Origin of the sequence: Williamsia herbipolensis, assembly GCF_036153515.1 — a bacterium.
In the GTDB taxonomy this organism is placed as follows: Bacteria; Actinomycetota; Actinomycetes; order Mycobacteriales; family Mycobacteriaceae; genus Williamsia_A; species Williamsia_A herbipolensis.
The window spans coordinates 4,061,271-4,079,077 of record NZ_CP108021.1 but is presented as its reverse complement, the minus strand read 5'-3'; the positions used below and the strand labels follow the sequence as shown (position 1 = coordinate 4,079,077).

The window sequence follows — 17,807 nt, the reverse complement described above, 5'->3', positions numbered from 1 at the left end:
CCCGCAGTTGTCATGATGAGTTCATGACCGACTTCAACGAGATGATCATCAACGAATTCCGCGAGAACAACGGGCACGTCGAGACCGCCGGGTTCGGCGACAACCTCGTGGTGCTGCACTCCATCGGCGCCAAGAGCGGCGACATCCGCCTCAACCCGCTGTTCGCGCTGAGCGAGAACGACAGCTGGCTCATCGTCGGTTCCGCCGCCGGCGCGGTGAAGCACCCGGCGTGGGTGCACAACCTGCGGGCGAACCCGCGGATCGAGATGGAGATCCCGGCCGACGGGAAGGTCGCCACCATCACCGTCGACGTCACCGAGGTCGGAGACGACGAATGGGACGCCGACTGGAAGAAGTTCACCGACGCCTCGTCGGGCTTCGCCGACTACACCAAGACCGCCGAGGGCCGGAAGTTCCCGATCTTCCGCATCACCCGCGCCTGAGGCGCATCGAGCTCGCCTCGGTTACTCCGCGGACTTGCGGGCGTAGGCCAGCGCCTCGAGGGTGTCCTTCGCCGAGAACTGCGGGGTCCAGCCAAGGACGTCGCGGGCCTTGCTGGTGTCCATGACGACCGACGTGCGACCGATGTGGATCCACTCGAAGAACGACGGCATGAACGGCAGGCGTTTGACCGCCTCGGCCGCGATCTTCACCGCCGACGACGGCACCGGGACCGGTCGGCCGCCGAGCGCGTCGACGATCTCGGTGAGGCTGACCGTGCCGTCACCGGCGATGTTGTAGGCGCCGGCCGGTGCGTCGGTGGTGGCGCTCAACGCGATCGCGGCGGCCACGTCGTCGTGGTGGACCAGCTGCACCGGCACACCGTGATCGGGGAACGGAACCTTCAGTCCGGGAACGGCGTTGATCGCCGAGGTCGCTATGCCCGGCAACATGTTCCACGGCATCGCGTTCGCGAGCGCGGGCGCCTTCGGGCCCGCGACGATGCAGGGCCGCAGCATGAACAGCTCGAGGTCGGTGCCGGCCACGAGATCGGCGATCGCCTCCTCGCACTGCGCCTTCTGCGCGGAGTAGTAGTGCTCCTTGGTCCCCCGGATCGGGGTCTCCTCGGTGAGCGGCAACGGGTTGTCGGCGTGATAGCCGTACGCCGCGACCGAGGAGGTGTAGACCATCCGCGTCGGGCGCTTCGCGTCGATGGTCGCCGAGAACACGGCGCGCGTGCCCGCGAGGTTGATGCGCTCGGCCTCCTCGCGCGAACCGATGACGATGAACGCCAGATGGATCACGACGTCGGCGTCGGCGACGAGCGCGTCGACGGCGTCGCGATCGAGGATGTCGCCCTGTCGGTACTCGGTTTTCGTCCATCCGTGCTCGGCCGGGTCGAACGGTCGTCGCGCCATCCCGAGGATCCGGTCGACCTTCGGATCGGCCTCGAGAGCCGTCACCGCCGAGATACCGATCTCACCTGTCGGACCTGTCACCGCCACCGTCAATCCCATTCGCCCATCGTGGCACGGATGACCCGGGGGCCCGGGGCACTTCGGTCGAACGCCCGGCTCGGGCACACTCGAACCCATGAGCACCGACGTCACCCACCGCACCGTCTCCTACGGCGATCACGCCGACCAGCACATCGCGGTCCGCACGCCCCCGGCCGATCCCCGCTGGACCGCGGTGTTGATCCACGGCGGCTACTGGCGTTCGAAGTACCGGCTCGACCTCATGGATCCCCTGGCCGATGCGCTCGCCGACACGGGGGTGGCGGTGTGGAACATCGAATACCGCCGGCCCGACGAGAACGGGTGGGCGGCGACCACCGCTGATGTCGCGGCCGCGCTCGATGCCGTCGAGGCCACCGGTCCGGTCGCGGTGATCGGACATTCGGCCGGCGGCCAGCTGGCCCTGCGGGTCGCCGCCGACACCGATCGCCCGGTGCTCGGGGTGTCGTTGGCCGGGGTGATCGACCTGGAGACGGCCGACGAGCGGCGGATGGGTGACGGCGCGGTGCAGAACGCGCTGGGGCATCGCTTCGATCCGAAGGCCGCCGACGACGTGGCGTCGTCGCCGCGGCACCGACTCCCGCTCGGGGTGACACAGGTGGTCGCGTGCGGCACCGACGACGACCCGAACCTGATCGACATCAGCGCCGACTACGTGCAGGCGGCGACCGCCGCCGGCGACGAGGTGACGGCCGTGACCGCGCCCGGTGACCACTTCGCGATCATCGACCCGACCACGCGCCTCTGGGCGATGACCCTGGCCGCGATCGAGCGGGCGCTACCGCGCTAGGCCGGCTTCTCGAGCTCCGCGACGATCGCCTCGACGCCGGTCACCACATCGGTGAACGAGGTGCTGAGCGGACTCAGTCCGAGTCGGATCCCGCTGGGGCGTCGGAAGTCCGGGATGATGCCCTGCTCCCACAGTCGTGCCGTGATGTGTTGCGACTCGGGGTGGTCGATGGTGACGTGGCCGCCGCGACGGTCGGGGTCGCGTGGTGTCGCGACGGTGACGCCGTGGTCGGTGAGGCGTTCGTCGACGAGGGCGATCGCGAATCCGGTGAGCGCCGTCGACTTCTCGCGGATCGCATCGACACCGGCCTCGTCGATGAGGTCGAGCATGTCGATCATCGGCTGCATCGCGACTACCGGCGGTGTCCCGCTCAGGAGGCGTCGAACACCCTGCGCGGCAACGTAACCCTGTCCCATCTCAAACGATGCGGCCGCACCCATCCATCCCCAGATGGGCTGGGTGATGTCGGCGAGGTGTCGGTGCGCGACATAGGCGAAGGCCGGCGAGCCCGGCCCACCGTTGAGGTACTTGTAGGTGCAGCCCACGGCGAGATCGACGCCCCACTTGTCGAGGTGGATCGGCAGGGCCCCGGCGGAGTGGCAGACATCGAGCAGGACCAGCGCTCCATGGGCGTGCGCGGCATCAGTGATCGCCGCGGCGTCGAGGAGGTGCCCCGAACGGTAGGCGACGTGGCTGAGCAGGACCAACGCCGTCTGATCGCCGAGCACCGGCGCGAGGAGGTCGACGGTGACCCCGGCGTCGTGGTCCGGGTCGATCCAGCGCAGTGTCGCGCCGGTCTCGGCGGCGATGCCCTCGGCGAGGTAGCGGTCGGTGGGGAAGTTGCCGCGGTCGACGACGATCTCGGTGCGGCCGGGACGCAGCGCCAGGGCCGCGCGGATCAGTTTGTAGAGCAGGACGGTCGTCGAATCCGCGACGACGGTCTGTCCCGCAGCCGCACCGAGGGTGACCGCGCCGATCCGATCACCCAGTCGCAGCGGCAGATCGAACCACCCCTCGTCCCAGCCCCGGATGAGTCGGGTGCCCCACGCCTCGTCGACGAAGGCGCGCATCCGTTCGGCCGTCACCCGCAGGGGGCGTCCCAGCGAGTTGCCGTCGAGGTAGGCCTGCACGTCGCCGCCGGTGACGAATCGATCGAGATGCGGGCGCAGCGAGTCCGCAGCATCGAGGTCGGCGGCTTGATTCTGCGCGGTCGATCGTGATGTGGTGCCCACCCGACGAGGTTACGTGCCCAACTGCGGGGTGTATCTGCCCAACTGCGGTCGTTACGTGCCCAACTGCGGTCGTTACGTGCCCAACTGGCGGGGTGGGGTGGGGTGGGGCGGGTCAGGGTGTGGCTGCGGGGATCTTGGCGGTCGCCTCGATGAGGATGGTGCCGGCGAGTTCGCGGAATTGGTCGAACTGGGTGCGGCCGTACTTCGCGCGCAGGGTCGGGTACTCGGCGAACGCCGCCGCCGCGGCGATCGCATTGGCCTCGCCGAGGTAGCCGGGCAGCACGTTCTGGATCGACGGGTCGCGACGCAGCCGCGTCACCGTGTCGCGATGGACCGCGGAGTTGGCCTTGTACTTCGTGATCACGACACCGAGTTCGACGAGGCGACGGCCGATCTCGTCGCCGAAACGGCCGATGTAGGTCTGCACCTGCGGGATACCGTAGGTGGACAGCACATCCGGGATGGTCGGGATGATGTAGGCATCGGCCATGGCGAGGCCGTTGAGGGTGATCGGCCCCATGTTGGGCGGACAGTCGATGAGGACGATGTCGTAGTCATTCGTGATGGGCGCCAGGGCATCCCGCAACGCCGACACCCCGGCCAGGGTGTCGTCGGTACGCACCCGCATCGCGCTGACCTCCTCGGTCACCTCGATGAGGTCGAGGGACGACGGGATGAGGTCGATGCCGCCGACCCCGCGGACCGTGGACACTCCTCGCTGGCGGGTGTTCTCGAGCGAGAACTCGGCGGTGCCGTCGACGGCGTCGGCGAACAGGGTCGCCAGGGTGTGCCCGGCGGAGTTCAGTGCGAGCCACCGCGCGTCGCCGAGGAACATGGTGGTGAGGTTGATCTGCGAGTCGAGATCGACGAGCAACACGCTGCGTCCGAACTCACCGGCCAGGAACTCCGCGACCCCGGCGGTCACAGTCGTCTTGCCGACCCCGCCCTTGAGGCTGATGGTCGCGATCACCGCGGTCACGCGCGCACCCCAGCCGGGGCCGGTGTCCGCGGTGCGCGCATACCGATGAGACTAGGGAGCAGATCGCCACCACGGCGACCGGACGCGCGAATTCACCGCGGCGTGCCGACCGCCTTGCGCCACGCGCTGAACGACCGGACCGGCGCCCGCCGCGGCGTCACCAGCCACGGCCACGGGTGCAGCTCCACCGGCGTGACCTGCGCGGAGATGCGGCCGAAGCCGGGTACGGGCGCCCACGTGGCGGCCAGCGAGCGACCGTCGAGTTCGTCGGCGACGACACCTCGGCGCACCTCCACCTCGCGGCCGGCAGCGATGTCGCCGAGGCATTCGGCGAGGAAGACCAGCCGCTTCCCGGACAGCCGCAACCGTCGGAGCAGGGGCTCGTCGAACACGAACACCGCGGGCCGGTCGGGGTCGGCGGCGAGAGCGGGGTCGTTGTGTCCCAACGATTCCGCGGTCAACCAGACCTGGTCGGCGCCCGCACCGTCGACCTCGGTGGGTCCGGTGGGGATGTCGGAGGCACCGAGATACGGCCCGTCGAGAGGTGCACCGTGGTCGCTCGGCGGCCAGTCCTCGATGGGACAGTCGGCGTTCAGCGCGCACTCGCCGCACAGCGACGGCGATCGTTTCTGCACCTGCCAGCGACTGAACCCGTAGGGCTTGCCCGAACCGGTCCCGACGGTCCACTGCCAGCCGAGCCGGTTGGCCGCGCGCGACCCGTCGAGCAGGTGGGCGAACATCTCGTCCTCACCCTCGCGCCACGTCGCCCCGACCCGCACCGTCCACTGCGACGCCATCCACATGCGGGTCTGGTTCACCAGCCAGCCGTCGTCGTGCAGCTCGTCGAGCGTCGCCGACATGCAGTTCATCTCGGTGGGCCAGGGGTCCCCGCCGAACGGCCGATCCTCCGGCGCCACCGGGCGTCGGGGTTGCTCGTAGCGCAGCGACTCCCCCAGCTCGGTTCCGACGCGGGCGTAGAGGTGTCGGGCGTACTCCTGCCACAGGAGTTCGTCGCGGTACTTGCTCTTGTCGCGGCCCGATGCGTCGGACACCGCGTCCCACACCTCGCGCAGCGACAACAGCCCGTGGCGGATGTAGGGCGACATCCGGCTCGCACCTCGACGCCCCACGGGCAGCACGGTGTTGCGGTCGCGCGCGTAGCCTGTGATGTCGAGCGACGCCAGCGCGACGTCGGCCGCGGTCTGGCCTCCGGTGAACGCGCCGGCGGCGATGTCGGTCGGGTCCTCACGGGCCAGATCACCGAGATGCTCGGCGACCCAGGCGATCGTCGCGCTGTGGTCGTCGGTGCCCGTGGGCGCCGGCGGAGTCGGTATCAGGGCCATGTCATCGACAGTAGCCACGGCCGCCGACACCGCCTCGGCGGTGACGTCAGACGAGGCGCTTCTCGGGGCTCTTGGTCAGCGACGCGTCGCGGATGATGCTGCCCGACAACGCCTCGTCGATCTTCGTGAGCACATCGGCGTCGAGGGTGACCTCGGATGCCTTCACGTTCTCGCTGATCTGCTCGGGCCTCGAGGCGCCGACGAGGGCCGCGGCGACGTTGTCGTTGGCCAGCACCCACGCGACGGCGAGCTGCGCCATCGTGATGCCGAGATCGGCGGCGATCGGTTCGAGCTTCGCGACGTCGGTCAGCACCGAGTCGTCGAGGTAGCGCTTGATCATCTGATCGCCACCCTTGTCGTCGGTGGCGCGCGACCCGGCCGGCGGGGCCTGGCCCGGCTTGTACTTGCCGGTGAGCACGCCCTGGGCGATCGGCGACCACACGATCTGCGAGATGCCGAGCTCCTCCGACGTCGGCACCACCTTCTCCTCGATGACGCGCCACAGCGCGGAGTACTGCGGCTGGTTGGAGATGATCGAGAAGCCGGCCTCGCGGGCGAGCCGCTGGCCTTCCCGCAGCTGCTCTGCGGTCCACTCCGACACCCCGATGTAGAGGGCCTTGCCCGACCGGACGACGTCGGCGAACGCCTGGATCGTCTCCTCGAGCGGCGTCTCGTGGTCGTACCGGTGGGCCTGGTAGAGGTCGACGTAGTCGGTGCCGAGGCGACGCAGGGACGCGTCGATGCCCTCGGAGATGTGCTTGCGCGAGAGACCGGTGTCGTTGGGACCGCGTTCGCCCACCGGGAAGTAGACCTTGGTGAAGATCTCCAGCCCCTCGCGACGCTCCCCGGCCAGCGCCTGACCGAGCACCGTCTCCGCGGCACCGTTGGCATAGACGTCGGCGGTGTCGAAGGTGGTGATGCCGGCGTCGAGTGCGGCGCGCACACACTTCTCGGCCATGTCGTTCTCCACCTGCGAACCGTGGGTCAGCCAGTTGCCGTAGGTGATCTCGGAGATCTTCAGGCCGCTGTTGCCCAGGTACCGATACGCCATCGCTCCACACACTCCTCGTCGTTCGTGCCCACCGGTCTCCTGACACGGTTCGCCGTCCACACGACTGTAGGCGCGCGGCCCGGAGAGCCCGAGGGCATGGGTGTGACCTGCGACTCTTACAAAATATTTGCACTCGTTCGCGACCATCGGGCCTCGAGAGCGAGGTGGTGGGGATGAGCCAGCGGGAGATGCAGGACAGCGAGGTCGGTGGCCGCCGACCTGTGGACCGTGATGAGCAGAGCGACACGCTGCGACGGTGGGCCGGGCGCGCGTTGCGGGTCGGCCACCCGCTGACCGCGGGCGGTGCGGCGATCAGCGGGCACCTCTACATCGACGACACCGATCCCGTCTCGGTGCGACACCGGATGACGGTACTGCCCCGTCACGGCCGGGCGACCGTCATCGGGGCCACGGAGTTCCGCTACGCCCCGACTCGCGCCGCACTCCGGGCCGCGGCGACCGGCGGACCGACCCACGACACCTTCGTGGTGACCGGCAGCGAGCGCAGCGGCACCGCGCGCCGAATCGCCGTGGTGGTCCCCGTCGGCACCGGGTCGTCTGCGCCGGAGGTGGCGACCAGCGCGAACACCTCGAGCGCGACGATCCCCCTGCCGCACACCCCGTGCGCCCTCGTGTCGAGTCCCGACCGCGAACGGCTGTATGCGATCTCGCCCGACGCCGCCGTCGCGATGGTCGTCGACGCGATGTCGTGTCGCGTCGTGGAGACGTTCGACCTCACCGGTCCGGCCGCCGCCATCGTCGTCGATCCCCTCCGGCCACGGCTGTACGCCGCGATCGCCGGGAGCAACTGTGTCGACGTTCTGGACACGCGCTCCGGCGAGATCCTCGATTCGCTGTGGATCGACGATCCCATCCGGCTCGCGGTGTCGTCGGACGGATCGCGTCTCGTCGTCGCGACCGGCGGAGGGGAGATCGAGGTGATCGACACCGCGACGACCCGCACCCTGGTGAACCTCGACGAGCTCGGGGCGGTGCGCGATGTCCTGCTCTCGCCCGACGACTCCCGGCTGTACGTGATCGCCCACGACGGTGCGGCGTGCACCGTGCAGCTCATCGAGTCGCCGATGCACGCGCCGCTACCGACCCACCGCTTCAGCGCGCGCGGCGTGATCGGCGGTGTCGCCATGTCGGCCGACGGTCGCCGCCTCGCGCTCCTCGACGTCGGCTCCGATCACCGCGGGAACGGCGACCGGCTCGTCGTCCTCGACGCCGCGACCCTCATGACGCGGAACATCGTCGCGATCGCACCCGGACACGGCGCCCCGGCGTTCGCCGCCGATCAGCGATCGGTGGTCATCGTCAACGCCCTCGACGAGACCGTCACCGTGATCGACATCGATGGCGAGCGCACCGGTGCGGTGACGGTGCGCGCCGGCGCACGGCCCCGATGTGTGGTCGTCGCCCCCGACGGCGACACCCTCTACTGCGCGGGGGCCGACGGCGTGACGGTGCTGACGCGGACGGTGACGGGCACCGTGCTCGGCGGCCTGCTCGACTCCGGCGTCCATCACGAGCTGTCGCGCGACCCTCGACACGGCACGGTGTCGGTGTGCGAGGACGGTTCGTTCGTCTACACCGCCGACGGTCCGTTCGTGACCGACGATCGTTTCGCGGTCCGGATCACCGATCTCTACCGACGCAATGCTCCCGTCGATGCCGACGTGGTGGTCGTCGGCGTCCACTGAGCACCGACGGACGCGTGCTCGATCGTCAGACGCCGAGCGCGTCGGCGAGCAGGGCGACACGACGCACGATCGCGGTCGCACCGATGCGTTCGGCGCGCGCCGACACCGCCTGCAGCTCCCCCGGCTCGACGCCGGCGCCGGTCTCGGCCGCGAGCATCAGGGCAAGGTGCTCGGTCTCGATCTCCCACGCCACGTAGCCGCGACGTCGATGCTCGCGACGGGCGTCGGCGAGATGCACGGCCGCACATGTGTGGTCGCCGAGGGTGACGGCGAGGTGCGCCAGATGGTGGTGCACCACACCGAACACCGCCGCCCACACCATGACCGTCTGATCGGCGAACGGCAGCAGTCGCGCGTACACCGCACGGCACGCCTCGAGATTGTGCGTCACCGCCGCGGCGCGGGCGAGCGCCGCGAGGTACAGCGACGACAGCACCGACGTCGGGATCTCGGCGACGCGTTCGACGGTGTAGTAGTCCATCACCTCGACGGCCTCGGCCCGCAGGGCCGCCGCACCCTCGACGTCGGTGTGTCCGATGTCGTCGAGGGCGAGTGCCAGGATCGGTCGGAACATCGGCACGACGCGCGCGAGCTCGGCGAACGTGTCGCGTTCGGCGACCTGTACGGAGAAATCACCCCGCAGGGAGTTCACCGCCAGCAGCGACAGTTGCAGCCGCCCCCACTTGCCGTGATCGCCGGGCGCGGTGGGCAAGGCGTTGAGCATCGCGATCCGTTCCTCGGCCTGCGCGAGACGGCCGACGGTGACGTCGATGCCGACGAGCCCGTACTGCACCAGCGCCGCCAGCTCCGGGTTGCGTGATGTCTGGGCCTCGGTGATCCGGTCCAGGATCCGCAGCGCGACATCGGGATCGCCGTGCTCGACCTCCGCGCGTGACGACCAGATCGCCACCGCGGGGTCGCGGACACGACGGGTCGCGAGCGACATCAGGTCCGACAGCTCGGTCCGCGCCAGCTCACGCAGATCGGCGCATTCGGGCACCCGCAGACCGATCAGCACCGAGAGCATGACCGCGGCGAGTGCGTGGCGGGCACCGGTGGCGCGGGCGGCGGCCAACGCGCGCAACGCGAATCCGCGGCGCGCCTCCCAGTCGTTCTCCCACCCGAGCTCGATCACCAACTGCGACAGCAGACGAGCCGTGTCGGCGTCGTCGGCGACACCGGCGGCCTCCTGCGCCGCGAGCGCCTCACCGAGACTGTCGACCCGCTCGTGGTCGATGCCCTGGATCTGGACGAACAGGATGCCCTCGAGCGCATTCGCCAGCGTCGCGGCGATCTGCAGGTCGAGTTCACCGAGGCGACGCGCCATCGCCGCCGCCTCGAACAGGGTCGGGCGGGCCTGCGGATCGCGGATTCGTCGCATCGACCGACCCCGGGCGATCAGCACTTCACAGCGGGCCACCGAGTCGCCCCGCGGGACCATCCGCTCCAGCGCGTCGCCGAAGTACTCGATCGCGTCCTCGTAGGCGGCGACGCGATGGGCGCTCTCCCCTGCGCGGCGCGAATACATCGCCGCGGCAGGCCGATCGGCGTCGAGTGCGCGACTGAAGTGATAGGCCAGCCGCACGAAATCGTCGGTGTCGACCGACGCACCGATCGTCTCGAGTGCGCGCGCCACCGACGAGTGCATGCGGGCGCGGACCGCGCCGGCGGTGGTCGCGTACAGCGTCTCCCGCACGAGCGGGTGTCGCAGTCGCATGGCGTCGTCGGAGTCGTCGTCGGACAGCAGGAAGCGCCGCAGCATCAACTCGTCGATCGCCTCGGCGAACCGGGTGTCGTCGTCGAAGGCGTCGGGATCGAACGAGCGGGCGGCCTGCCGGAGCACGCTGCGCGACACCGACATCCCGATCACCGCGCACAGGTGCAGCAACCCGACGGTGGCGTCGGACAGGCGTCGTTCGAGCTGGGCGACGGCATCGGCGACCGAGGAGGGCAGGGCCTCCTCGGGCATCCGCCAGTGCGCGGCCATCAGCGATGCGATGAACATGGGCAACCCGTTGGAGCGCTGGTGCAACGCGTCGGCGTCGATGTCGAAACCCGCGAGCTCGACGAGTTCCTTCACGTCGGTCGGGGTGAGCAGTCCGAGCGGGATGCGGTGCAGGCGGCCCGCGGACTCGGCGGCGTGCATCGTTGCGAGGAGTTCGGGGTGCGGGGCGAAATCGTCACGGACCGTGGCCACCACGCACAGATTCGACTGCGCGGACGCCCCGACGACGTAGCGCAGCACCGCCAACGTCGCCGCCGACGCCCACTGCAGGTCGTCGATGACCAACATCGTGATCGTGCCGGGATCACCGGTGAGCCACGTCGCCACCGCCTCCATCACCAGCGGCCTGTCGTCGGACACCGACGCCGGCGCGAGGTCTCCGAATCGTCGCGCCGCACGGGGCGTCAGCCGCAGGATGTCGGCGCCGTGGCGGGTCAGCCACGCGCGGGTGTCGGCGGTGTCGCGGCGGTCGATCTCGTGGGTGACCGCCTCGACGAAGGGTTCGTACGGGGTGGCGGCGTTCTCGCTGCACCGGCCGACGACGACCTCGACACCGGCCGCACGCGCCCGGCGCGCGGCCTCGGTCACCACCGTCGTCTTGCCCGTGCCGCTCTCGCCGGACACCACCACGAACCGCCCGTGCCCACCGACGGCGGCCTCGATCGCGGTGTCGAGTTCACGCAGCTGCTCGCCGCGACCGACGATGTGCAGCCACGGATAGGTCGACCAGCCGACGGGCACCGGCTCGTCAGCGACGTCGACAGCCGCCGAGATGTGGGTCGCCGCGTCGTCACGCAGGAGGCCCGTGAACACGGCGTCGGTGTCGGCGGAGGGGCTGACGCCGAGGGTGTCGGCGAGCACCCGACGACACCGTGCCGCCACCGACAGGGCCTGGGCGCGGTCGCCGAGCGCGGCGTAGGCACGCATGGCCATCCGGTAGCCGACCTCGCGCAGGGGATCGGCGGCGAGCAGCGCCTCGGCTGATGCCACGGCCTGCTCGTATTCGCCTGTTTCCAGCGAGGATCCGGCGTCGAGGTCGAGGGCGCGCAACCGCAGGGTCACGCATTCGGCGCGAATCGGGTCGGCCCAGTCCCCCGTCACACCGACGAGCGCCTCGTCGGACAACAGCGCCAACGCCGCACGCGCTCGTTCGGCCACCGCCCGGTGATCGATCTCGCCCCGGGCGTCGGGGACCGCCGGCCGACAGTTCGCCCGCGCCGTCTCGAGGTCGACGGTGGCGGTGTCGGGGAGCAGCAGCCGGACGTTGCCGCCGCGCGACCGCACGCACTCGCCCGCGATGCCGGCGGCCTCGACCGCGTCGCGGACCTTCGAGATGAGTCCCCGCAGTGCCGAGGTCCACGATCGGGGCCGCCCGTCGGGCCAGATGAGGTCGGCCAGTTCGGTGGTGCTCACCTCACGCTGACGGTGCAGGGCGAGGTAGGCCAGGATCTCGACACACCGCGGTCCACCGACCACGCGCGGATCGACGACGCGTTCGCTCTGGACCGCCGACACGACCCCGACCGACACGACGCCGATCAGGCGAATCGTGATCGGAGCCCCGGTGTCCATCCGACGACGATATGCCGATGTCCCGACGCCGACCGTGCCGAGGCGAGCGCCCGGCCCGATCCACGTCCGCAAATCGCGACTCAACCATCTGTGAACTGCGGTTTTTGCACTTTTTTCGCGCTTCGGGAGCACTATGGGTGTCGGCATCACACAGGTGATCTCGTGGCGGCGGGGAAGGCAACGCGCGAGGTCGAGACGATGAACATCTGATACGAACCAGCGGGGGCGCGACATGCACGGGGTGGACGAGAACGGTCCGATCGAGACGGGCGTGATCCAGAGACGGGTCGCGTCGCTCGACGGTGCACGGGACGAGAGCGGGATCGACGGGCCGACGGCGACCGCGCCGCGAGCCCGTGGCGGTCCGGCACATCTGCCGACCCACCTCGACCCCGTCGCGCCGCGGCTCCATCCCGGAGTCCCGGCCGTCCCGACCGCACCCGTACCGGCGACACCGCGGTGGAAGACCTCACTGCGGCGACGCGTGTTCCACACCCCGACATCACCCGTCGGCGACACCGGCGTCCGACGGATCCTCGGTCGCGCCTCGGTCGTCGAGACCGGACGGACGGACGCCGGCGACACCACCTGTCGTCACATCCTGGAATCGGCACCGCAGCACGGTCGGGTGACCGTGCGCGCCGATGGATCCTTCGACTACCTGCCGGGAACGGCGGTGCACCGCATGAGCCGCACGGCCGGCCCGATCGCCGACCGCTTCCGCGTCGTCGTGTCCGACGACGCGGGCCGACGTCACACCCTCGCGATCACCCCGATCGTGTCCGCGGACCCCACGCGCACGCCGGTACAGTTCACCGCGAACGCGACCGGCAGCGCGTCGATCGACCTGGGCGCGACCCCGCGGACCACGGCCCTCGACGCCACCGGCACCCGCCTGTACGTCATCAGCTCGGAAGCATCGACCCTGACGGTGATCGATACCGCCTCATCGAGCGTCATCGCGGTGGTCGATCTCGCGGGCGTCCCGGCGGCGCTGTGTGTCGACCCGACCGGCACGCGCCTGTTCGTCGCCCTCACCGATGACGACACGATCGCCGTCGTCGACACCGCCTCGGCGACGGTGACCGGAGCCATCCGCGTCGCGTCCCCGGTGGTGATCGCGATGGCTCCCGACGCGACGCTCATCGTCGCCGGCGCCGACGGATCCCTGCGCATCCTCGATGTGTCCGGCCGCGAGCTCGGGCGCGTCGACGGACTGGGCCGGATCCGCTCCCTGCTGACCAGTGCCGACGACCGGCGCGTCTACGTGCTCGACGAATCGGGCCCCGACGCCGTCGTCCATGTCCTCGCGCTGCACGACGCGGCGACGGGCGCACCGCGCAGGGTCGGCGCGATCCGTGCCGACGGCTTCGTCCTCGACATGACCCTCGGCGCGAACGACACACGGCTGCATCTCATCTCGGCGAGCGCGCGCACCCTCCTCACCGTCGACACCCGCACCCTCATCGTCCAGTCGGCCATCGATCTCGGGGGCTTCCACACCGGCGTCGCCGCCGCACCCGACGGGCACATCGTCTACGTCGCAACATCATTCGGCGACGCCGTCTCGGCGGTCGATCTGCGCACCGGAACGGTGGTCGCCGCGGCACCCGCCGGCGAGTTCCCCCGCCACCTCGTGTGCAGTCCCGACGGCACCCGCGTCTACGCGGCGACCGCCGACGCCGTCACCGTGCTCACCCGGTCGGTGCCGGGCGCGATCGTGGGCCCCGACGACGGCATCGGGCGGGTCTACACCGTCGCCGGTGGTCCGCGCCACGGCTCGGTCCGCATCGAGGCCGACGGCAGCTTCGTCTACACCTCGGATCTGCCGTTCGTGGAGAACGACGAGTTCCGCGTGCTCGTCGACGACGGCCTGCGCACCGCGGGCACCGCCGTCATCTCCCTCTGCGCCGCCCCGCCCGTCACGGCCTGAGCCTCAGCCGTCGGTGTCGGCGGTGACCGTCCCGGCGAACTGGCTGTTGTAGAGCCGGAAGTAGGCGCCGCGGGCATCGATGAGCTCGTCGTGCGAGCCCTGCTCGACGATCTTGCCGCCCTCCATCACGAGGATGGTGTCGGCGTCGCGGACCGTCGAGAGTCGGTGCGCGATGACGAAACTCGTGCGGTCGGCACGCAACGCCTGCATCGCCTTCTGGATGAGCAGCTCGGTGCGGGTGTCGACCGAGCTGGTGGCCTCGTCGAGGATCAGCAGTCGCGGTTGGGCGAGGAACGCCCGCGCGATGGTGATGAGCTGTTTCTCGCCGGCGCTGACACCGCCACCCTCCTCGTCGATCACGGTGTCGTAGCCGTCGGGGAGGATCGACACGAAGTGGTCGACGTGGCCTGCCCGTGCGGCGGCCATCACCGCGGCGTCGTCGGCATCGGGGTCGCCGTAGGCGATGTTCTCGCGGATCGTGCCGCCGAACAGCCAGGAATCCTGCAGCACCATGCCCGTTCGCTCCCGCAGGTCCGCTCGCGTCATGTCGCGCGTCTCGACCCCGTCGAGCGAGATGGTGCCCGAATCCACGTCGTAGAACCGCATGAGCAGGTTCACCACCGTGGTCTTGCCGGCGCCGGTCGGGCCGACGATGGCGACCATGTGACCCGGCCGCGCCGTCAGCGACAGGGCCTCGATGAGCGGGGCGTCGTCGCGGTAGCTGAACGACACGTCGTCCACCGTCACCTCTCCGGCATCCCCGACGGGGACCTTCGGTGACTCCGGGTCGGCGTCCTCGACCTCGGCGTCGAGGATGTCGAAGATGCGCTCGGCCGAGGCGACACCGCTCTGCATCAGGTTGAACATCGACCCGATCTGGGTGAGCGGCTGGGTGAACTGGCGGGAGTACTGGATGAACGCCTGCACCTCACCGAGACTCAGGCTTCCCGACGCCACCCGCAGACCGCCGACCACCGCGATCGCCACGTAGTTGAGGTTCCCCAGGAACATGATGGTGGGCATGATGATCCCGGAGATGAACTGTGCCCGCCAGCTCGACGCGTAGAGCGATTCGTTGCGCTCGTCGAAGCGGTCGGCGACCTCCTGGGCGCGCCCGAACACCTTGATGACCTCGTGGCCGGTGAAGGCCTCCTCGACCTGCGCGTTGAGCGCGCCGGTGCTCTTCCACTGCGCCAGGAAGTGGGGCTTCGACCGCTTGGCGACCATCGCGGTCGCGAGCACCGCCAGCGGCACGGTGATGATCGCGATCAGCGACAGCAGCGGCGAGATGATGAGCATCATCACCAGGATCGCGATGACCATCAGCAGCGAGTTCAGCAGCTGGGAGATGGTCTGCTGCAACGACTGCGAGACGTTGTCGATGTCGTTGGTGACGCGACTGAGCAGCTCCCCGCGCGGGGTGGTGTCGAAGTAGCGCAGCGGCAGTCGGTGGATCTTGTCCTCGACCTCGGTGCGCAGTTCGCGCACCGTCGACTGCACGGTGACGTTGAGCAGCAGGCTCATCAACCACGCCAGCAGCGCCGAGGCGACGTAGAGCACCAGCACGAGCGTGAGCGTCGACCCGAGCGCACCGAAGTCGACTCCGGTGCCCGGCGTGACGTTCATCGACGACACCATGTCGGCGAAGGTTCCGTCGCCGCGCTCGCGCAGACCCGCCACGGCCTGGGCCTTGGAGACACCGTCGGGCAACGACTTCCCGATCACGCCCGAGAAGATGATGTCCGTCGCGTGGCCGAGGATCCGCGGCGACAGCGCGGTGAGGACCACCGATCCGACCGCGGCCGCGAAGATCACCACCAGCGACAGCCGCCGGGTCGCGAGCCTGCCGCCGAGGCGTTTCACCGACGGCTTGAACGAGCGCGCCTTCTCCCCCGGCACCCCGCCCATCGGGATGCCGGGGCCGCCGCCACCGGGGCGCGTCATCGGGCGTCCACCGCCATCTGCGATTCGACGATCTCGGTGTAGGTGGGGCAGGTGTCGACGAGGTCGTGGTGTCGGCCCACGCCGACCACCCGACCGTGCTCGAGGACGACGATCTGATCGGCGTCGATGATCGTCGAGATGCGTTGGGCGACGATGATGACGTACGCCTCGGTGGTCGCCGGCCGCAGCGCCGCGCGCAGGCGGGCGTCGGTGGCGAGATCGAGCGCGGAGAACGAGTCGTCGAAGAGGTAGATGTTGGGTCGCCGGATGAGGGCCCGGGCGATAGCGAGGCGTTGTCGTTGCCCGCCGGAGACCGTCGTCCCGCCCTGCGCGACGGCGGTGTCGAGCCCATCGGGCATGTCCCGCACGAAGTCCGCGGCCTGGGCGACGGTCAACGCCTCCCAGATCTCGTCGTCGGTGGCGTCGGGCCGTCCGTAGCGCATGTTGGTTGCGATGGTGCCGGAGAACAGGTAGGGCTTCTGCGGCACCAACCCGATGACGCGGCGCAACTCCTCGGGGTCGAGCGTCCGCACGTCGGTCCCGCCGACCGACACCGCGCCGCCGGTCACGTCGACCAGCCTCGGGATGAGACCCAGCAGGGTGGTCTTGCCCGAGCCGGTGGAGCCCACCACGGCGGTGGTGGTGCCGGGGGTGGCGGTGAACGAGATGTCGCACAGCACAGGCGCATCTGCGCCGGGATAGCGGAACTCGGCACCGCGGAACTCGACGGTGCCGGGGTCGGCGACGAACGGCGCGGGCTTCGCCGGCGGTGACACCGAGGTCTCGGTGTCGAGGACCTCGGAGATGCGTTCGGCGCAGACCGTGGCGCGCGGGGCCATCATCGCGAGGAACGACGCCATCATCACCGCCATCATGATCTGCATGACGTAGCTGATCATCGCGGTGAGCGAACCGATCTCGACGGTCCCGTCGGCGATCTTGTAGCCGCCGAACCACACGATGGCCACCATCGTGACGTTGGTGATGAGCATGACGACGGGGAACATCAGCGCCATGAGGCGACCCACGCGCAGCGCCGAGTCGGTGAGGTCGTCGTTGGCGCGGTCGAACCGCTCGCGCTCGTAGGGCTCGCGCACGAACGCACGCACCACGCGGATACCGGTGATCTGTTCGCGCAGAACTCGGTTGACGGTGTCGATGCGGCTCTGCATGGCCCGGAACCCGGGGATCATGCGGGCGATGATGAGCGCCATGCTGCCGCCGAGGACGGGGACGGCGACGACGAGCACCCAGGCCAGCGAGCTGCCGACGTGGAGGCCCAGGACGATGCCGCCGATGCACATGATCGGCGCGGTGACGAGGATCGTGCACGCCATCACCGCGAGCATCTGCACCTGCTGGACGTCGTTGGTGGTGCGGGTGATCAGCGACGGCGCGCCGAACTGGCCGACCTCCCGCGCCGAGAACGTGCTGACCCGCCCCATGAGGTCGCGGCGGATGTCGCGGCCCGCACCGAGCGACGCACGCGCACCGAAATAGCTCGAGGCGATGCTGCACAGCACCTGCACCAGCGAGATGCCGAGCATCCACATGCCGATGTCGACGATGTAGTCGGTGTCGCCGCGTGCGACACCGGAGTCGATGATGTCGGCGTTGAGCGTCGGCAGGTAGAGCATCGCGATGGTGGCGACGAGCTGCAGCACCACCACGGCGAGCAGTTCTCGACGGTAGGTCGCGAGATAGGTACGCAGCAGCCGGATCAGCATCGGCGCGACGATCCGGACATCTGACAGCGAGGGCCATTCACCCGGCTGAGGCTATCAACGTCCGACCG

General features: G+C 69.8%; 12 protein-coding genes. 4 read left to right on the top strand and 8 right to left on the bottom strand.

The genetic code is table 11. The features are described from left to right. Positions 1-23 precede the first annotated feature (23 nt). Positions 24-443, top strand: coding sequence for a nitroreductase/quinone reductase family protein (locus OG579_RS18980; RefSeq protein ID WP_045820795.1), 420 nt, complete (start codon positions 24-26; stop codon positions 441-443). A gap of 21 nt (positions 444-464) precedes the next feature. Here OG579_RS18980 and OG579_RS18975 read toward each other — a convergent pair whose 3' ends face one another. Then, positions 465-1,457 carry an NAD-dependent epimerase/dehydratase family protein gene (locus OG579_RS18975; protein ID WP_328857205.1) on the bottom strand — a complete coding sequence of 331 codons (993 nt, stop codon included), beginning with the start codon at positions 1,455-1,457 and terminating at the stop codon, positions 465-467. A 76-nt stretch (positions 1,458-1,533) separates the two neighbouring features. Here OG579_RS18975 and OG579_RS18970 point away from each other — a divergent pair, with 76 nt between their 5' ends. Continuing rightward, the gene (locus OG579_RS18970; protein ID WP_328857204.1) at positions 1,534-2,247 is read left to right on the top strand and encodes an alpha/beta hydrolase; all 714 of its coding nucleotides are present in this window, start codon (positions 1,534-1,536) and stop codon (positions 2,245-2,247) included. On the opposite strand, the gene kynU is transcribed toward OG579_RS18970, so the two are convergent. From kynU to OG579_RS18950, 4 genes are all read right to left on the bottom strand, one after another. After that, entirely contained in the window at positions 2,244-3,479 is a 1,236-nt protein-coding gene (gene kynU / locus OG579_RS18965) for a kynureninase (protein ID WP_328857203.1), read from the bottom strand. The two genes, OG579_RS18970 and kynU, sit on opposite strands and share 4 nt — an antisense overlap. Before the next feature lie 112 nt (positions 3,480-3,591). Then, the gene (locus tag OG579_RS18960; RefSeq protein ID WP_328857202.1) at positions 3,592-4,458 is read right to left on the bottom strand and encodes a ParA family protein; all 867 of its coding nucleotides are present in this window, start codon (positions 4,456-4,458) and stop codon (positions 3,592-3,594) included. Between the two features lie 92 nt (positions 4,459-4,550). After that, positions 4,551-5,801, bottom strand: coding sequence for an FAD-binding domain-containing protein (locus OG579_RS18955; RefSeq protein ID WP_328857201.1), 1,251 nt, complete (start codon positions 5,799-5,801; stop codon positions 4,551-4,553). Positions 5,802-5,847: 46 nt separating this feature from the next. Continuing rightward, positions 5,848-6,852, bottom strand: coding sequence for an aldo/keto reductase family protein (locus OG579_RS18950; protein ID WP_328857200.1), 1,005 nt, complete (start codon positions 6,850-6,852; stop codon positions 5,848-5,850). A 173-nt stretch (positions 6,853-7,025) separates the two neighbouring features. On the opposite strand from OG579_RS18950, the gene OG579_RS18945 reads away from it, so the two are divergent. Beyond that, entirely contained in the window at positions 7,026-8,558 is a 1,533-nt protein-coding gene (locus OG579_RS18945) for a hypothetical protein (RefSeq protein ID WP_328857199.1), read from the top strand. A gap of 25 nt (positions 8,559-8,583) precedes the next feature. Here the strand turns inward: OG579_RS18945 and OG579_RS18940 are convergent, their stop codons facing one another. After that, positions 8,584-12,135: an ATP-binding protein gene (locus OG579_RS18940; RefSeq protein ID WP_328857198.1), complete on the bottom strand. Its 3,552-nt coding sequence runs from the start codon at positions 12,133-12,135 to the stop codon at positions 8,584-8,586. Between the two features lie 271 nt (positions 12,136-12,406). Here OG579_RS18940 and OG579_RS18935 point away from each other — a divergent pair, with 271 nt between their 5' ends. After that, positions 12,407-14,068, top strand: coding sequence for a YncE family protein (locus tag OG579_RS18935; RefSeq protein WP_328857197.1), 1,662 nt, complete (start codon positions 12,407-12,409; stop codon positions 14,066-14,068). A gap of 3 nt (positions 14,069-14,071) precedes the next feature. On the opposite strand, the gene OG579_RS18930 is transcribed toward OG579_RS18935, so the two are convergent. Beyond that, positions 14,072-16,012, bottom strand: coding sequence for an ABC transporter ATP-binding protein (locus tag OG579_RS18930; RefSeq protein ID WP_328857196.1), 1,941 nt, complete (start codon positions 16,010-16,012; stop codon positions 14,072-14,074). Then, entirely contained in the window at positions 16,009-17,739 is a 1,731-nt protein-coding gene (locus OG579_RS18925; RefSeq protein WP_328857195.1) for an ABC transporter ATP-binding protein, read from the bottom strand. Before OG579_RS18925 ends, OG579_RS18930 begins: the two co-directional genes overlap by 4 nt. Between the last annotated feature and the right edge of the window lie 68 nt (positions 17,740-17,807).

Excerpts from the sequence above, each read along its gene's own strand:
- OG579_RS18945 (WP_328857199.1), top strand. The coding sequence starts at position 7,026 with ATGAGCCAGCGGGAGATGCAGGACAGCGAGGTCGGTGGCCGCCGACCT.
- OG579_RS18980 (WP_045820795.1), top strand. The coding sequence starts at position 24 with ATGACCGACTTCAACGAGATGATCATCAACGAATTCCGCGAGAACAAC.
- OG579_RS18925 (WP_328857195.1), bottom strand. The coding sequence starts at position 17,739 with ATGCTGATCCGGCTGCTGCGTACCTATCTCGCGACCTACCGTCGAGAA.
- OG579_RS18970 (WP_328857204.1), top strand. The coding sequence starts at position 1,534 with ATGAGCACCGACGTCACCCACCGCACCGTCTCCTACGGCGATCACGCC.
- OG579_RS18955 (WP_328857201.1), bottom strand. The coding sequence starts at position 5,801 with ATGGCCCTGATACCGACTCCGCCGGCGCCCACGGGCACCGACGACCAC.
- OG579_RS18930 (WP_328857196.1), bottom strand. The coding sequence starts at position 16,012 with ATGACGCGCCCCGGTGGCGGCGGCCCCGGCATCCCGATGGGCGGGGTG.
- OG579_RS18940 (WP_328857198.1), bottom strand. The coding sequence starts at position 12,135 with ATGGACACCGGGGCTCCGATCACGATTCGCCTGATCGGCGTCGTGTCG.
- OG579_RS18950 (WP_328857200.1), bottom strand. The coding sequence starts at position 6,852 with ATGGCGTATCGGTACCTGGGCAACAGCGGCCTGAAGATCTCCGAGATC.
- OG579_RS18975 (WP_328857205.1), bottom strand. The coding sequence starts at position 1,457 with ATGGGATTGACGGTGGCGGTGACAGGTCCGACAGGTGAGATCGGTATC.